The 16,275-nt window shown below is 41.8% G+C and carries 15 protein-coding genes and 1 other RNA gene; 11 read left to right on the top strand and 5 right to left on the bottom strand.

The features are described 5' to 3' along the window. Positions 1-212 precede the first annotated feature (212 nt). Positions 213-425: a hypothetical protein gene (locus VLA57_RS01415; protein WP_133104485.1), complete on the top strand. Its 213-nt coding sequence runs from the start codon at positions 213-215 to the stop codon at positions 423-425. A 164-nt stretch (positions 426-589) separates the two neighbouring features. Here the strand turns inward: VLA57_RS01415 and VLA57_RS01410 are convergent, their stop codons facing one another. Continuing rightward, complete coding sequence (locus VLA57_RS01410; RefSeq protein ID WP_333954121.1) at positions 590-2,014, bottom strand: L,D-transpeptidase family protein; 1,425 nt, start codon at positions 2,012-2,014, stop codon at positions 590-592. 377 nt (positions 2,015-2,391) lie between these two features. Here VLA57_RS01410 and prmB point away from each other — a divergent pair, with 377 nt between their 5' ends. Together prmB and aroC are read left to right on the top strand one after the other, a co-directional pair. Beyond that, positions 2,392-3,567, top strand: a complete 1,176-nt coding sequence (prmB, locus tag VLA57_RS01405; protein WP_011513962.1) for a 50S ribosomal protein L3 N(5)-glutamine methyltransferase — start codon at positions 2,392-2,394, stop codon at positions 3,565-3,567. A gap of 61 nt (positions 3,568-3,628) precedes the next feature. Continuing rightward, a complete protein-coding gene (aroC, locus tag VLA57_RS01400) occupies positions 3,629-4,732 on the top strand; it encodes a chorismate synthase (RefSeq protein WP_333954120.1) in 1,104 nt (367 codons plus the stop codon). 43 nt (positions 4,733-4,775) lie between these two features. Here the strand turns inward: aroC and VLA57_RS01395 are convergent, their stop codons facing one another. Beyond that, positions 4,776-6,140 carry a glycerophosphodiester phosphodiesterase family protein gene (locus VLA57_RS01395; RefSeq protein ID WP_333954119.1) on the bottom strand — a complete coding sequence of 455 codons (1,365 nt, stop codon included), beginning with the start codon at positions 6,138-6,140 and terminating at the stop codon, positions 4,776-4,778. 159 nt (positions 6,141-6,299) lie between these two features. Between VLA57_RS01395 and VLA57_RS01390 the strand changes: the two genes are divergently transcribed. Together VLA57_RS01390 and ssrA are read left to right on the top strand one after the other, a co-directional pair. Then, on the top strand, positions 6,300-6,971 hold the full coding sequence (locus tag VLA57_RS01390; protein ID WP_333954118.1) for an alpha/beta hydrolase: 672 nt from the start codon (positions 6,300-6,302) through the stop codon (positions 6,969-6,971). Between the two features lie 85 nt (positions 6,972-7,056). Continuing rightward, positions 7,057-7,415, top strand: a transfer-messenger RNA (tmRNA) gene (gene ssrA, locus VLA57_RS01385). 149 nt (positions 7,416-7,564) lie between these two features. Here ssrA and VLA57_RS01380 read toward each other — a convergent pair. Beyond that, positions 7,565-8,074 (bottom strand): BLUF domain-containing protein, encoded by a 510-nt coding sequence (locus VLA57_RS01380; RefSeq protein WP_333954116.1) that lies wholly within the window; start codon positions 8,072-8,074, stop codon positions 7,565-7,567. A 558-nt stretch (positions 8,075-8,632) separates the two neighbouring features. Further along, positions 8,633-10,231 carry a hypothetical protein gene (locus tag VLA57_RS01375; RefSeq protein WP_333954115.1) on the bottom strand — a complete coding sequence of 533 codons (1,599 nt, stop codon included), beginning with the start codon at positions 10,229-10,231 and terminating at the stop codon, positions 8,633-8,635. 418 nt (positions 10,232-10,649) lie between these two features. Here VLA57_RS01375 and VLA57_RS01370 point away from each other — a divergent pair, with 418 nt between their 5' ends. From VLA57_RS01370 to VLA57_RS01345, 6 genes are all read left to right on the top strand, one after another. Further along, positions 10,650-11,564, top strand: a complete 915-nt coding sequence (locus VLA57_RS01370; RefSeq protein WP_011513949.1) for a YagK/YfjJ domain-containing protein — start codon at positions 10,650-10,652, stop codon at positions 11,562-11,564. Between the two features lie 134 nt (positions 11,565-11,698). Continuing rightward, complete coding sequence (locus VLA57_RS01365; protein WP_333954114.1) at positions 11,699-11,989, top strand: hypothetical protein; 291 nt, start codon at positions 11,699-11,701, stop codon at positions 11,987-11,989. A gap of 50 nt (positions 11,990-12,039) precedes the next feature. After that, positions 12,040-13,032 (top strand): DUF932 domain-containing protein, encoded by a 993-nt coding sequence (locus tag VLA57_RS01360; protein ID WP_333954112.1) that lies wholly within the window; start codon positions 12,040-12,042, stop codon positions 13,030-13,032. Positions 13,033-13,135: 103 nt separating this feature from the next. After that, a complete protein-coding gene (locus VLA57_RS01355; protein ID WP_442968855.1) occupies positions 13,136-14,260 on the top strand; it encodes a YqaJ viral recombinase family nuclease in 1,125 nt (374 codons plus the stop codon). Between the two features lie 124 nt (positions 14,261-14,384). Then, complete coding sequence (locus VLA57_RS01350; RefSeq protein WP_041753147.1) at positions 14,385-15,296, top strand: recombination directionality factor; 912 nt, start codon at positions 14,385-14,387, stop codon at positions 15,294-15,296. Positions 15,297-15,464: 168 nt separating this feature from the next. Then, on the top strand, positions 15,465-15,716 hold the full coding sequence (locus VLA57_RS01345; protein ID WP_011513944.1) for a helix-turn-helix transcriptional regulator: 252 nt from the start codon (positions 15,465-15,467) through the stop codon (positions 15,714-15,716). A gap of 36 nt (positions 15,717-15,752) precedes the next feature. On the opposite strand, the gene VLA57_RS01340 is transcribed toward VLA57_RS01345, so the two are convergent. Then, entirely contained in the window at positions 15,753-16,274 is a 522-nt protein-coding gene (locus VLA57_RS01340; RefSeq protein ID WP_011513943.1) for a hypothetical protein, read from the bottom strand. Between the last annotated feature and the right edge of the window lies 1 nt (position 16,275).

Here is a 16,275-nt window from a genome sequence, read left to right as displayed (position 1 = left end):
AAAATTAGACCAGTACAAAGGGTGGAAAACTTTTAAATAAAAGGCGGTTTGAGGTTAGTAAAAACACTTATTATAAGTCAATACTTATAATAAGGTTATCAATAGTAATTATTTACTATGATTAGGCTGAGCATAAATAATAAAAGACTTACTATTAGTGTGGATATAGTGTATAAAGTAGTTATACCCATAATAAAAGTAAGGAATAAGTTATGAACTGGCCACTTTTTTCTGTTGTCTATTCAATGGCAGCAACTGTCATCATCGGTCTCTTTATGATCGGCGCTTTGGTCATGGGTTTTAACCAGATTCCGCATATTCAAATAGCAGTCGCTATCGGTTTCTTAGTTTCTATTCCCACAGCATTATTTTTCACCAAAAAAATTGGCAGCATTACAGGTAATGAAGAGGGTTACAAAGCATAGTTCGTGGTAAAAAAGATCGTAGTATCATTTAATCGAGCATTTTATATATGCTATTCATTTTATTTATTACATCTAAAATTTTGGTACTGAATCTTTTGGAATATAATAAAAAAAGACCTTGATACGATGATCAAGGTCTTTTTTATTGCGTACTATCTATTGAACTATTTTAGCTCAACGGTTGCGCCATTTTCGATATTGGCATAAACCTCTAAAACGTCCCAGTTAGTCAAACGCACACAGCCTGCTGATGCTTGGCGACTGATACCTTCTGGCTTAGGTGAGCCATGTAAACCGTAAGAAGGTTTAGATAAGCCCATCCATACCACACCTACGGGACTGTTCGGTCCTGGTGGTAACATATGTACTTTTTTATCTGCGCCTTCGCCAACAGTTGCTTTATACCACGGCATTTTTACTTTATTAACGATTTTAAAGGTGCCCTGTGGTGATGGCGTGCTGTCACTACCGACGGTTGTAGGATAGGTTGCAACCAGCTTGTCATCATTATAAGCATAAAGGGTTTTATCGGCTTTATTGGCGACGACACGATTGATACGCTGCTTAAGCGGAGCACGCGTATTTAACACAGTAATGGTTTCACCCGCTTTATATTGTTTGTTTTTATTTAACTTGTCTAAATAACGCACATCCATATGGAAGCGCTCACCAAACATCTCTTTGATGTCTTGATAGTACAAGCCTTTCATTTTTGACTTGGCTTCTGAGCCTGCAGGCATAGTAGCAAAATTGGTATTCACATCATCTTCAGTGATGGTATACGTCACTAAAACTGGCTTGTTAGCTGGAATATTTTTATTTAAAGCATCCCATGTTTTTTGATCCATCTTACCGTTTGCTGGCAAGCCTTGCATAGTTTGAAAGTTGATCAGTGCTTTTTTACTGTTCATGCCCCAACCGCCATCAATAGCGCCCGGAGACGCATGATTCCAATCGAGCAGCGCCTGCATTTTGATAGTCATAGCTGAGTTAACTTTCATACTCGGTGTCCATGTGGCACCGTTTACTTGTTTGGCATAATTAGACAAATTCAGCGTGGTATGTTTTTTACCATCAACATCGGCGATACTTTTGATAGAAGTATCCGTTGCACTATCAGCCATCGCAGAGCTAGGTGCTGATACCGCTTGACCTTCGCTAATATCGTCACTGTCTGATTGCTCATCCTTACGAGTCAATTCCTCTACGGTCATATTGTCAGCGGTAACGGCGACCGATGCTTTCACTTCAGCGTCCTGCTTGGCATCAATCAGCTGGGTCATACGGTCCGCTGATTTGGCTTTATTCGTATCTAGCTTTACGGTCGTACTAGAGTCGACGACTGAGCTACTACGGCTTTCTTGCACATTCAGACTGACTTTTTTCGCAATACTAGGAAGCGAGTCAGCTGTGCGTACAGGTAAAGTGCGTGTACCATCAGTAGGTGCAGCAATAGCACTCATACTAACAACAGCGATAGATATAGCGGTGATAAGAGGTTTTATTTTCATCATATTTATATACTTGTGGTGGCTGCTAATGAGGCTATTATGCGCATAATTTGGATGCTTCGCAAACTTTTGACACATATTTTTTCGTTTAAGACTTGCCAAACGTCAACAGTTGACGTATTCACTACAATTAAGCAAGAGTTGAGTCAGGGTAGGGTTGCCTTTTCCACTCAATTAACAGTTACCACAATACGTTATGAGCTTTAAGATAGTGTTATATGGCTATGCTAAATCAGCCTTTTTAACCCTTCTGTTAAAGCCATGGGCTACTTAATTGTAAATACTGCTGGAGATTTTGTTGAAGTAAAAAACACAGTCATTGGCGCATCATCTTGTTTCCGTCTATAATGTGGAACGAGATTTTTATTTAATAAATTGGCTGTTCAGTGAAATCATTGAAAGCGATTTAACCCATCCGCATGTAGTCAGTGAGCATGTAATCAGCAAGGTGCGATATGTCAGAAGACCAAGTAATGAGCGCAGAAGAATTTCAAAATCAATACTTTAATGATGATGAGTCACAAGGTATCAATGATGATATGGAATACGATTTAGAGACAGGGCTGGTCGGTGAGCACGATGAATTTGCGACTTTGCGTGCGGAGCTTGAAGAGGCACGTGAGCAACTGGTCACTATTCGTGACTTTATTCGTTTTTCAGTGACGCAATTACGTAACTATGATGTGGTTGTCGCCCAAGGCACCACCGATGAGTTTGCTGAAGCATCTGCGATTGTATTGCATTCTTTGTCTTTGGATTGGTCCGCCAATGATCAGATTCTGGACTGTCGTTTGACCACTTCAGAGAAGCAATTGGTTTTAAGCTTGTTAGAAGAGCGTATCGCTGAGCGTAAGCCATTAAGCTATTTGATTAATCTGTCTTATTTCTGTGATTTGCCGTTCTATGTCGATGAGCGCGTATTGATTCCTCGCTCACCTATTGCTGAATTGATTCGTCAGCAGTTCCACCCATATTTTGAAGTGAGCGAGCTGGCAAAACCAATAGGCGTAAGTGTCAATAATCAAGCGCCAGCTTTTTATGATCATGGCTTAGAAATTAAACAGCTATCACAGCCTGAGCGTATTTTAGATTTATGTACCGGTTCTGGCTGTATTGCTATCGCGCTGGCGACCCGTTTTGTCGATGCACTGGTTGATGCTGTAGATATTGATAAAGGCGCGCTAGAAGTCGCGATGGTCAACGTCGATCATCATGACCTTGGTCATCAAGTCAATGTAATTGAGTCTGACTTATTTGCCAAAATCCCTGCCGAAAATCAATATGAGCTGATTGTAACCAATCCTCCTTATGTTGATGCCGCTATCATGGCAGATTTGCCACCAGAGTTTTTATATGAGCCTGAGCATGCGCTTGCTGCTGGTCAAGATGGTTTAGACTTGGTACATCGTATCTTGTTTGAAGCACCCGATTATCTAAGCCCCGAAGGTTTGCTAGTCTGTGAAGTGGGTGATAGCGAGTGGGCGTTAAAACAAGCTTATCCTGAGATTCAGTTTGATTGGCTAAGGTTTGCTCATGGCGGTCATGGCATCTTTGCGATTACCTATGATGAGCTTATGAGCTATCGCTCATTATTCGCCAATTATGTACAGTTACTAGATAGCAATCAATAAATCACGATTGATACTATAATTAAAACAGTCAAAAATCGACTTCATTTGTTTAAGGATAAATATGGCAGGCAACAGTATTGGTCAGGTCTTTACCGTCACCACCTGCGGTGAGTCGCATGGTGCAGGTTTGTTAGCAATCGTCGATGGCGTGCCACCAGGTTTAGCCTTATCCGAAGCCGACTTGCAAATAGATTTGGATCGCCGTAAACCGGGTACTTCTAAGTACTCGACCCAGCGCCGTGAATCTGATGAAGTCGAGATTATCTCTGGCGTTTTTGAAGGTAAAACGACAGGTACTTCTATCGGTCTACTGATTCGTAATACCAATCAAAAATCTAAAGACTATGGTGAAATTAAAGATACCTTTCGCCCCGGTCATGCCGATTATACTTATAGTATGAAGTATGGCTTTCGCGACTATCGTGGCGGTGGTCGATCATCGGCGCGTGAGACTGCCATGCGTGTCGCTGCTGGTGCTATCGCCAAGAAATACTTGCTAGAGCGCTTAGGTGTGCAAATCCGTGGTCATGTGACCCAAATTGGTAATGAGTACAGTGATGTCCTAAACTCAAGCACAATCGATTGGGATTTTGTGAATAGTAATCCGTTTTTCTGTGCGGATGCGGATGCTGTCAGTCGCTTTGAGACCTTGATAGATAGTTTACGCCGTGAAGGTACGAGCTGTGGTGCCCGTCTTGAGATTATTGCAAGCGGCGTACCAGTTGGACTTGGTGAGCCTGTCTTTGACCGTTTAGATGCCGATATTGCCCATGCCATGATGAGTATCAATGCTGTTAAAGGTGTTGAGATTGGTGATGGTATGGCAGTGGCAGGACAATTTGGGCATAGCTCTCGTGATGAGCTGACGCCAGAGGGTTTTACTGCCAATCATGCAGGCGGCATCTTGGGTGGTATCTCGTCAGGACAAGATATCCGTGTCAGTATTGCATTGAAGCCAACCTCTAGTATTACTACGGCTGGCAAGAGTATCAATACAGAGGGGGAAGCGGTTGAGATGCTGACCAAAGGTCGTCATGATCCTTGCGTTGGTGTACGTGCAACACCTATCGCCGAAGCTATGTTAGCGATTGTGTTACTGGATCACTATCTGCGTCATCGTGGTCAAAATGCGGATATTAAGCAACCAGTCCAATCGATTACTTAATGTCTCTATGTCTTTAAAATATGAGTAGGGTTGACCCTTTATATTACTTCAAACCTTTACAGTTGGCATAGTAACTGACCGTTGCTGGCCAATCTGAAAAGGTGCCTTTCACTCCAACTTCTTGCGCCAGCACATCAATGACATTCATGATGTCGCCATCATTATTAATGGCGTCGCTAAGCCCACCATAATACCAGCCACCACCACTTTTTAATGGCCCTGACCGTTCAAGCGACCACGTGAGAATGTCGAGGCCATTGGCTTTGGCTTGCAAGGCATATGCCGACGGTAGCAGCTTGCCATTACCATCGCTGGTAACCAATAGCCAAGTTGCGGGGGCAATGATATTAACGCCGCGCGCTTTCAGCTCAGCCAATGAATGCTTCCACGTCGTTGGGTCGTTTTTATCAAATATTTTACCCGCCGCGCTCTCGTTGCTATCATCGATGAGGTAGACGGCATTGGTGGCATAGTTCGGTTCGTTATTAATCCAATAGTCAATATCTGCAAGATTAAATGACTGCGGGTATACATCGCTGGCGGGCACGCCTGCAACTTTATAAGTGTCAATTAGCTGTTGACGATAAGTATCTAAACTATATCCATTAAATGGCATAGTAACCACGGGTTCTTTGAGCTCAGGTGTATGCTTCATGCCCAAGCTACTGGCAAGTGCTATATGCTCTTTTAATGTCAATACCTCACCATTTTGTGAATATAAATCGGTGCGCCATGGCGCTGTCGCATCCATGTAGGCGCTAATACTGGTGGCTTTTGGATTAGCGGCGTCCATTTTTCCCGTCAGACTTTTAAAGTCTGTTACGCTAATATCTGAAGTTCGGCATTCAATATCGGCCGCATTGGTGAGAGTTCCATTAGCATCTATTATAGGTGGGACACTACATTGATTCGCTAATGGCGTGGCGACAATATTGGTCGTAGTATGCAAATCGTTTTGGGCATGGCGACATACCAGCTCACCGTCATTAGTAAAAGCCACATCACACTCTAAAATGCCTGCACCCATTTGTGCTGACGCTACATAACCGTCATAAGTATGCTCAGGAAATTGTAGAGGCGCGCCGCGATGGGCGATAGAGAAATCTGTCTTGCTAGGTGTTTGACCCTTACATGCCAGCAACTCATCTTTTAGCGGGCTGTCATCCATATCGTTGACCAGATAAAATGGTCGAACACCATAGGTATAAGCTAGCGACTGTATAGGTTCAATCGTTGGCGGTAGAGTAGGTGGTACGATCATTGATGAACCGTCATCTTCATTACAGCCTATTAATAAAAAAGTGCTGATAATGGCTAAAGGTAAAGTAAAACCTTGGCGTCTGAATCTATTCATCACTGCGTTATGCAGCTTCGCCCGCTCATTCGCTGAATTTTTTGAAATTGTCATGTAAACTACCCTCATAAATGTGCATAAATCATCATTACTAATTTTATGGTTACTGACTTAGTTCCTAAAATATAGGGTTATGTTTAAGGAATGATGACAACCAAAGTAATTTTGTAATATTAATTTTGTTTAAATTTTGACTCTCATTAAGGATAATTAATGAATAAGTATTTAGATGCCGTTATTGTCGAGCACAATCCCTCACAGAAAAAAATAGATAGAGCTGTCATTTGGCTGCATGGCTTGGGTGCTAGTGGTCATGACTTTGAGCCAGTCGTACCGCAGCTCGGCTTAGCGGATGGAATGGCAGTGCGGTTTATCTTTCCGCATGCACCCAACCGCCCAGTGACGGTCAATGGCGGTATGGTCATGCCCGCATGGTATGACATCTTGGAGATGAGCCTTGAGCGCAAAGTTGATATTGCGCAGATTGAAGAGTCCGCACAACAAATCCATGACTTGATTGCTCGTGAAATCGAGCGCGGTGTGAAACCTGAACATATTGTGATTGCAGGATTTTCGCAGGGCGGGGCAGTGGCGTATCATGTGGCACTCGGTTACCCACAGCGCTTGGCTGGCTTGATGGCGCTTTCTACCTACTTTGCAACCAACGACAGCGTTCGCTATAGTGCTGCCAACACAGATATGCCCATTTTGATTGAGCATGGTACGCATGATCCAGTTGTTCCCGTTATACTAGGCGAACAAGCAAAGCAGTTATTATCAGAGAAAGGATATAGTGTTGCTTATCATACCTATCCTATGGCACATCAGGTATGTATGCCGCAGATTCAAAATATCGGTAAATGGTTAAATACCATACTGGCTTAGATGGTTGAGCTGTAACGTAATGTAATACAGAGCTCTAATAGGTTGCAAGCAGCCGTATATATGCTATATAATCATCGACCTTATTGGGGATGTTCTGGCTTCGACGCTGGTGATGAAACTCAATGATGCATGTCGAGAGTATATGTCCTCTCGTTAATCAAACATATATTGTTATAGTCGCAAACGACGAAAATTACGCTCTAGCAGCTTAAACCCTGTTTGCTTGGTTGCTGATCATCTACAGTTGGTCAACTAAGTTGAAGCGTCCGCATGTAGAAGCGCCACAAGTGATTGTCTCAATTGCTTGGGTTTAAAAGTAGAGAATCGGCTAATCCATCCTGACTGTCGGATCGGTGCAGACTAAAATTAAAGACAGAAACTAAACATGTAGATTCATGAGCGTAATGCTGGCGGACGCGGGTTCAACTCCCGCCATCTCCACCAAACAACGATAAAGGGCTGACCGTCATAGACTGTCAGCCCTTTATTTTGGGCGTTTTTTAGGTATAGCATCTTATATAGTAGGCTATACAATAGACGATTAATTTCTTCTTACCTATAAAATATACCCATTCTAATCGTCTGGTCAAAGACTAAGATTTTTTCATCTTAGACTCACGTTTTTCTTGTCGCTCTTGAAGTTTTGATAGCTTGTCTATAAACATTGTAATTTGAGAAGTACTCATTAGGTAAGGGTTGAATTCATTGCTGGCTGAGTATTTCAGAACATACTCTTTATTCTGATCATTAGCCGTTAAATATTTCATTGACCATTTATTCCAATGCCGTTCCTCAATTTCACGGCACTCAATAATTTGCAAAGAAAAATGTCGCTTATCCTCAATCAATTTTTTTAACAGATTGTTAATAACTGGTCTTGCGCCCTCAATAACTTGGAGAAAATAGTTTTCATTAATTACTAATGCACCAGTAATACCATTGCGCTCATTATTACGCTGCGCCTGCTCAAGAATACGTGCTACTTCGATATTTGAATTTTCGGTGTTATAGCGGCTAACATAAGTCAGACGCAGGATAATATGTTCGCCATGATGACTATTTAAATTGTTTTTATCGGAGAGCTCATTCAGATTTAGCTCCATAATGTACTCCAGCTTATGAAAGATTGTTTTTATTTGACGGTTCATCGTCATTATTTAATATAAGAATTTTAACTGTAGCTAAAAAACTTGTATGAAACAAGCAGGTTGAATAAGGACTTGTGTTATCTAACGACTATCATTAGCTAGTGCTTTCTAAATAAATAAAGTGATGCTATTTCAATCGATTAATAATTTAGAGGATATAATCTATGTCTATTCATGGAACACGTAACGACAAAGAATACGATATTATTAAAGCGCTTGGTGGCTTTTATGCCTGAATTTCTCATTAGAATTACAGCATAATCTGCTGATAGTAGAGGTAAGAGGTAGCTACAGAAAGTTAATAATATACAATAAGAAAAAGGCTTCCAATTTCTTGGAAGCCTTTCAATATAATGGTACCCGGAGCCGGAACGGTAGTATGATATTAAGTATTTGATATATAAGGATAAATATTTAGAAGTATAGTTCGGTATACTTGTGAGTATACTTAAGATTAGTTTTTCAGTTTTATAGTAATTTCGTAACAGAGATCTGATAGCTTTACTATCAGTACTAATTGGTTTGCTTATGTTCTTCCAGCCTTTTGCTTATAAGCCTGGCGTTTATCAAAAAAGGATCGTCATCATATATTTTATCATCAATGTTGTGAAGATTCTCATCTGAAGCTGAAATATGTTCAGTATCATGTGAGCTAGTCACAGGCTGTACAGTTTCAATTGTAGAGATGTCTACAGGTGTATCAATGTTTTTGCTTGGAGTGATAGCAAGAATGAGTTCATCTGTTAATTTGCCAGTAGCACTATTATCAGCGTCTTCTAAGTTTTTACATCGATTATCGAAATCCTTTGGTTTAGCATTTTTGACTTGCTTGTCATTCTCGATTTGCTCATCGTTCTTAACGCATTCATCAATCTCAGCATATTCAACACACTTGCGGTTTTTACGTTCAATGCCTGTTGCTGGTTCTAATATATCAGTGCCAGGAACATCTTCTGTATTCTCCTCGCTATCACTATCTACTAACATAGTCTCAGAGCTAGCCTGTTTAGCTTTTAGGCTTTGCTGCGTTTCAAATGTGTCTGTATATGGTTTTCCATAGTCGCCCGTTATATAAGCACCAGTAGCTCTAGTGGTTTTAGGTACTTCGGAGAAAAAAGTTTGGTTGTAGCTGGCAACGATATCGTTAAGCATTTGCGCTCGAGTTTTACCTTGTCTTTTAGCAATCAGACTGAGGGTTTTCTTGTTTGCACTGGTAAGTACTAAGCCTTTTTTCTTTATATTTTTATCGTTAATACGGTTAGCTTTTGAATTGGAGACATTCTTCATCATCTCTAGAAACTTACTTCTGTTATTGTCCTTGCCTAGCACGACACCATCTTCATTAAACCAATAAGTATCAAACATCCAATAATCTAGTGAAGCCAGCATATGGTTAAGCCTACTAACCCTATCTGATTCTTTTATAGCAATAGTATCAGCACAAATCAAAGCTTGGCTAGGACTGAACGTAACAACGTTTAGCTTAATAAGTTCGCAGGGTTTTTGCATATACTGGTATAAATGATTAACCTGAATATCATTGCGACTATCCATCCATTTTGTTTTCCCTAAGCCAACTTTACTACGAACGTAAGCTTGTTCTAAAAAACCTAAAACTTGTTTTTTATTCAGTACTAAAGCGTCGTTGTAAGAATCAGACCCTATATGAATTTCTCTTCCTGAAATACGAATATTTGAATTGAAAATAAGGTTATGGGCAAAAATCGCAATGTCTGATTTTGTTTGTATATAATCGCTCGCTGCATTATATTTTTTCAAAACCATATTTATCCATAAAGCCGCTCTGTCGTCTTCATAAAACCATCTGACGTAGGATAGAGGTATGCTTTCGTCAGCGCTCGTCTGTAAGATTTCATCCAATTTTTTAGGGTTACAGTTTGCCTTTTTTAAGATATGAATTAACTTTGATTTAACGCGAGTGTCGTCTCTTAAAATCTGTTTTTCAGGGAGTGCATATAAAGATCGCAATTCAAATAAACACCAATAGGCGCTATAAAAACTAAGACTATTGATCTTCTTTTCGATATATTCTGCATTTTTTTGAGTCCGATTTAACCGCTTAACTTCAGTTCGAGCCTCAGCTTCACTCATCTTTCTATCTCCAAAATAATAAAAACCAGACTTTAGTTAACTAAAAAATGGCAATTAAAACGTTATTAAAACGTTATTAAAACGTTATTAAAACGTATTGTATTCTCAAGGTATCCTACCACAGAATAAGAGCTTGAGCTTATAAAACATACCTAAAATGTTACATATCTAAAAATGCTAACTCCATTCAAACCATCGGCTTGTAGCATAAGGCAATTTCCAATTAGTCCTTACGTCATTCTCCAATGCTAGTTGGAAAATAGCTGCACTACAGCAGCTCATGCTTAGTGGGTTATTTATATTATTGAATATACTAGGTGCTTTATTCTAATGCTGAGAGCTGACCTCTCAGCAGCCAACATTATAAAAATACGGACTGACCTGACCCTATGAACATTAACTTAATAGGATCACAATCATGCCGTATTCAAACTTCAACCAACCTCAAGTTGTTGCTAATGTCCATAATCTGGTCACAGCCATATTGGCAAATACCATAAGCTTTGATGATGTCAAAACTCAACTGAACGGATTGTATTATCCGTTCATGACACACTTCAATACTGAGCTATTTTATTCACAGCCGGTTGTCGCATTTGTATATAGCACCAACGCTATAGTTGGTGAATCATATCCAATTGACGTCGTCTGGGATCATGATAAAACCCAGCGGTTTATCGCTACGTTATCCTGCTATAGAAATGATATTGAGCGTGAACGCATTACGTTTAGCTATCAGGAGTCGCAAAATAGAAATAATTTAGCGAATTACGTAGGTAATCTGACTACTCACTACTCAAGACTACTATTTGTGCGTATCGATTTAAAATACGCACAGCAGACGAGCCACCATGTATCTATCGAGAACTTTGATGATCACATGAATAAGCTACGGGAGCTTATCGGTAATAAGAAAACTTGCTTTGAGCATTTGCATGGCAATGCTTGGGCAGTTGAGCAAGGAGGAGTGAACGGTGGATTACACTGTCATTTACTGTTGATGTTCGATGGCTCGAAAAGGGACAATGACTGGTATCTAGCTAAAGAGATTGGTGAAAAATGGAAAATGATTACAGCGGGTTTAGGTGAGTACTATAACTACCACGATCCAGAGCGTAAGCAGAAGTACCAACAATACGGCAAATTAGGTATCGGCATGATTCATCGTGATAACCCTCAGGAAGTCGAAAACGCTATAGCTTCAGCTTTATATTTAACTAAGCCAAGTAAAGATGAGCAGCAACTTAAACTGTGGCTACCAAACATGCGCACCTTTGGTCATGGTATTTATAGAACCTCTAAACGTCGCGGACTACCGCCCATAGTAAAATAATCTCAGGTATATACTATCCCTATGAGATAAGACAGGTAGCCTCGCTTACCTGTCTGTTTAACCCTAATTCATCCTAGTCAAAGGTCTGCTTAATTGCAGGCCTTTTTTTATGCGCTTAACTTATGGAGTTCTCTATGAGACCGATCTGTCCACACTGTCATTCAGCCAACGTCACAAGCAATACGGTTACTGACAGTCCCTTTAGTATTTTTGAGCAACTGTGCTCACAATCTGCCCTATCAGGGCTTGGTGTAAGCATCTGCAGGTACTACAAAATCAATTCAGCTATCGGTGTGGTGGTAGGTACGGCCCTTGCCTCAGCAATCAGCTTGGCCAAAGACAAGCTACAGCAGCCACCCTTACTCGTTTTGGCAGTAAAGCCTAGTTATACCTGCAATACCTGCTCAAGAACCTTCACCATCTAAAGCACCCCTATAACCAATACTCATAATCAAATCTAAAAGGAAAAATTATAATGGCACATTTATTAGAATCAATTGCCTACGTCGGTGACACGCCCTGGCACGGTCTTGGAAACGAGCTGGCTCCCAAGCAGCCTATCGAGATCTGGGCAAAGCAAGCAGGTATGGACTGGCGTATTGAATCATCGGACGTCAGCTACATGGCTAGTAATGATAAAGGGCACAATCTGATTCTGCCCTTTGCCGAGCAAAAGGTGTTGTACCGTAGCGATAACTTTGAGCCGTTATCAGTGGTCAGTCAGCGTTATCAAGAAGTACAGCCGCGTGAGATTTTAGAATTCTATCGTGATCTTACCGAGCAATCGGACTTTGAGCTTGAGACCGCAGGTGTTCTAAAGGGCGGGCGTAAGCTATGGGCATTAGCACGTACAGGCCAGTCAGCAACGCTTAAAGGTAAAGATGTCAGTAATGGCTATCTCTTGCTGGCAACGGCTTGTGATGGGACGTTAGCGACTACTGCTCAGTTCACCTCTATTCGTGTGGTCTGTAATAACACTCTAGCGATCAGCCTTGCCAACGGCAATGGCGGCATGGTGAAAGTACCGCATTCCACCTCCTTTGATGCCGATAAGGTTAAGCAGCAATTAGGTGTATCCGTCAAACAATGGGATGAGCACGCTTATGAGATGAAGCAGCTATCAGAGCGCCGTGTCACCCAAGCAGAAGCAGCCAATTATCTTAGCCGTGTATTCAATGATCAGGACAATGACATCATTTTATTTAACCGTGCTAAGAAAGAGAAAGACGCTGTGCCTAATGCTAAAGCGATGAATCAAGTGATGCAGATGTTTAACGGTCAAGGACGCGGTGCCACACTCGACGCCGCTCGTGATACGGCTTACGGTTTGCTGTGCAGCATTACGGAGTACGTTGATCATGAAAGGCGTGCGATGAATACGGACAATCGCCTGAACTCAGCATGGTTCGGTGCTGGGGCTAAGCTTAAGCAAAAAGGTTTAGAGCAATCGCTGCTAATGCTTGCCTAATTATCGACGTTTAAAATCTGACAAAACAATCAACCACGCCTTCAAGCGTGGTTTTTTTATGCCGTTTATTTAACCAATAATAAATCTAACGAAGGAATTCACTATGAACATGATCGCATTAAACACGACGACTCAGCCAAGACACACCAAGCGCACTACTGTTAAGATTAAGACGCCAATAAAGACTAAGCATGGTATCGAAGATATGCCGAAGTCCAAGCTAGAGAGCAAACCCGTTAAGCCGTCTGCTCATCAATCAACCACTGCTAAACGTTTGGTCAATACCAAATCTTTGAGCCATGAGGACTGGCTACAAGTACGCAGACAAGGTATTGGCAGCTCTGATGCTGCTGCCGCTTGTGGTATCCATCCTTATTTGTCTATGCTGGAGCTATGGATGATTAAGACCGGTCGTATCGACTCTGATATCGATGAGAGCATCGAAGGGTACTCGCCATTGTATTGGGGCAATACCTTAGAGCCGATGGTCGCTAAATACTATCAAGAGTATACCGGCAATAAGGTGCGCCGCGTCAATGCCATCTTGCAGCATCCTGAGCAGCCATTTATGCTGGCGAACTTAGACTATGCAATCACTGGTAATGACGAGGTACAGATACTGGAATGTAAAACTGCTGGTGAACATGGTGCCAAGCTATGGAAGCATGGCGTACCGCTCTATGTCACTTGCCAAGTACAACATCAACTGGCGGTCACGGGTAAAGCTGCGGCGCATATTTGCGTTCTGCTTTGTGGACACGAAGCGAAGATTTATAAAGTTGAGCGTGATGAATACTTGATTGCATCCATCATGGAGCATGAGCATCTGTTCTGGCAATACGTAGCAACGGACACGCCTCCAACTCCTGATCATTCGGAATCCGCAGCAAGAGCATTAAAACAGCTTTATCCAACCCCTGAGCCCTCAAGCAAAGTTGATCTAACGGATGATGACGGTGCTAATAAACTGTTTGAGCAATTGCTTAGCTACCGTGACTATATGCAAGAGTTAGAGCAGCGTCATGACCAAGTGAAGCATCAACTGCAAAGCTTAATTCAAGACAATGAGATTGCGGTATTTAAGAAAGGCGCTATCTCTTGGAAGCGCTCTAAAGACAGTGTCAGTCTTGATAGTAAAGCACTAACCAAAGCGCATCCTGAGTTGCTCGAGCAGTTTAGTAAAACCCGTCAAGGCAGTCGTCGCTTTGTCATCCTTAACGATAACTGAGCCAATAATCCGTCATCAATCATAATCCATAAATTAATCCACTCAATCAAATACGCGCATAACCGCCCACCTATCACAGGTGGGCTTTTTTATGGCTAAAATAAAACACAAAAGGAATATCACCATGATTAAAGGTCTCACTATTACCCCGCCAGTTTTAGGTCGTATCAGCATTGGGCGTGTCATTGTAAAAGATGGCAAACGCTTACCTGCTAAAGACGATCAATTTACGATTACCAGCCAAGTTCAAAACAAGGATGGCTGGATCAATCATCCACTCGATGAAAAGCTACGCGCAAATAATGAAGGCAAGCTGCGGCAAATACCAGTTCGCATGCTGTTTAACGATCCTGAGCTTAATCTACGAGCTGAGTACACGCTATTTGATAGACAGACCGGACGCCCACTATGCGTCGGTGACGGTGAGCAGTGTCAGCGGCGCACCAGTAAAGGCGTTGAAAGCCATCCCTGCCCATCGCCTGATCGCTGTCCACTGGCGCAAGGCGGTGCTTGTAAGCCGTATGGCAGACTGTACGCCAATCTCTCTGAGGACGATGAGCTGGGCACATTCATCTTTCGGACAACTGGCTTTAATAGTATTCGCACACTAGCAGCAAGGCTCAGCTACTTTGCAGCAGTATCCGGTAATAAGCTTTCATGCTTGCCACTGCAATTAACCTTGAGAGGCAAAAGCACGACACAAAGCTATCGCACCCCAATTTACTTTGTGGATTTAACCTTGCGTGATGGTGTGACACTTAAGCAAGCGGTGCAGGATGCGCAAGCGATAGATGCAGAGCTTAGTGAACACGGCTTTGATCAGGCTGCATTAGAGCAGGCTGCAAGACAAGGCTATGTGAATTCATGCTTTGAGATTGATGCTGATGATCTAGCAGAAGTCGCTGAAGAGTTTTATCCAGTTGAGACAGATGACGTCAGTAGCAATCAGCAGGGTAGCTATCAGAATGGGTTAGTAACTCATAACGTGAATAGCATTGAACAAGGTCTACGGCAGAGCGTGACTGTTGTGAGCTGAAGTGGTTAAAGCTCATATGCAACATAAGAGGGAGCTGGATGATCCAGCTCTTTTTTTTATTGCTTTAAATAAGGGAAGCGTTAGGACAGCATAGGACGCCGTAAATAAATATGGGACTCCGTAACTGTATGAGAACAGACGCTCTCATTCACTCACAAGGAGATAATCATGGAAAACTTAAATATAGCACAACCATTTATTGAGCAATGCAACCATATTCCTCAGCTACTTAGCCTCAAAGCCGTTAAAGAATATACAGGTATCAGCCGCTCGACTATCTATGCAATGGCCGATGTAAATTCTGCTCAATATGATCCAACGTTCCCTAAAAAGGTGCAACTGACACAAGTGAGGGTAGCTTGGGTAGCAAGTGAGATTGCAGAGTGGATTAATGAAAAAATTGAAGCAAGATCAGCTTAGTTATTAAGTGAACCGTCTTACTTAAAAGTGAGACGGTTATTTTTTTTGTTTAATGCCTAATAATGAGCGTAACGTTACGACTGTGGCATGATTGGTCCCATCAAGCACTGGCTTAGCGAATAAGGGATCATAGCTTTTCGGTAACGCTGGATTATCGGATAATTGTGGATGCAACAGACTCTTACACTTTTGCGCGGTATGAGGAATATTCTGTTTCAGTATGCTAAGCAACATGCCTTCTAGGCATAGTGGTGTTGAGTATAACATGGTGATACCTGAATCTTTAGCTACTTTAATATCTTGTTGCTCAACAGGAACATCACTATCCATCAGAATAAACTTCTGATCATAATCAACGTGACGACTCTTTTTAACTGTGTCCTTGATGATATCGTGTGGAGAGCCACCACTCGAAAAATCAAGCGTAATTTTACTGCCAGAGCGCCTTTCATGATAGATACCTTTCATGTGACTTAAAAATGCCTTGTCATGCTCACCTTCACCCATCACGAGTAGGGTGGTTTTGTTGACTGATCTAGTAGGTTTGCGCTTTGCCATA

Origin of the sequence: Psychrobacter sp. S4(2024), assembly GCF_036861305.1 — a bacterium.
In the GTDB taxonomy this organism is placed as follows: domain Bacteria; phylum Pseudomonadota; class Gammaproteobacteria; order Pseudomonadales; family Moraxellaceae; genus Psychrobacter; species Psychrobacter cryohalolentis.
This window is presented reverse-complemented; position numbering and strand designations above follow the sequence as displayed.

Coding starts and splice junctions, on each gene's coding strand:
- VLA57_RS01415 (WP_133104485.1), top strand. CDS start 213: ATGAACTGGCCACTTTTTTCTGTTGTCTATTCAATGGCAGCAACTGTC.
- VLA57_RS01410 (WP_333954121.1), bottom strand. CDS start 2,014: ATGTGTCAAAAGTTTGCGAAGCATCCAAATTATGCGCATAATAGCCTC.
- prmB (WP_011513962.1), top strand. CDS start 2,392: ATGTCAGAAGACCAAGTAATGAGCGCAGAAGAATTTCAAAATCAATAC.
- aroC (WP_333954120.1), top strand. CDS start 3,629: ATGGCAGGCAACAGTATTGGTCAGGTCTTTACCGTCACCACCTGCGGT.
- VLA57_RS01395 (WP_333954119.1), bottom strand. CDS start 6,140: ATGACAATTTCAAAAAATTCAGCGAATGAGCGGGCGAAGCTGCATAAC.
- VLA57_RS01390 (WP_333954118.1), top strand. CDS start 6,300: ATGAATAAGTATTTAGATGCCGTTATTGTCGAGCACAATCCCTCACAG.
- VLA57_RS01380 (WP_333954116.1), bottom strand. CDS start 8,074: ATGGAGCTAAATCTGAATGAGCTCTCCGATAAAAACAATTTAAATAGT.
- VLA57_RS01375 (WP_333954115.1), bottom strand. CDS start 10,231: ATGAGTGAAGCTGAGGCTCGAACTGAAGTTAAGCGGTTAAATCGGACT.
- VLA57_RS01370 (WP_011513949.1), top strand. CDS start 10,650: ATGCCGTATTCAAACTTCAACCAACCTCAAGTTGTTGCTAATGTCCAT.
- VLA57_RS01365 (WP_333954114.1), top strand. CDS start 11,699: ATGAGACCGATCTGTCCACACTGTCATTCAGCCAACGTCACAAGCAAT.
- VLA57_RS01360 (WP_333954112.1), top strand. CDS start 12,040: ATGGCACATTTATTAGAATCAATTGCCTACGTCGGTGACACGCCCTGG.
- VLA57_RS01355 (WP_442968855.1), top strand. CDS start 13,136: ATGAACATGATCGCATTAAACACGACGACTCAGCCAAGACACACCAAG.
- VLA57_RS01350 (WP_041753147.1), top strand. CDS start 14,385: ATGATTAAAGGTCTCACTATTACCCCGCCAGTTTTAGGTCGTATCAGC.
- VLA57_RS01345 (WP_011513944.1), top strand. CDS start 15,465: ATGGAAAACTTAAATATAGCACAACCATTTATTGAGCAATGCAACCAT.
- VLA57_RS01340 (WP_011513943.1), bottom strand. CDS start 16,274: ATGGCAAAGCGCAAACCTACTAGATCAGTCAACAAAACCACCCTACTC.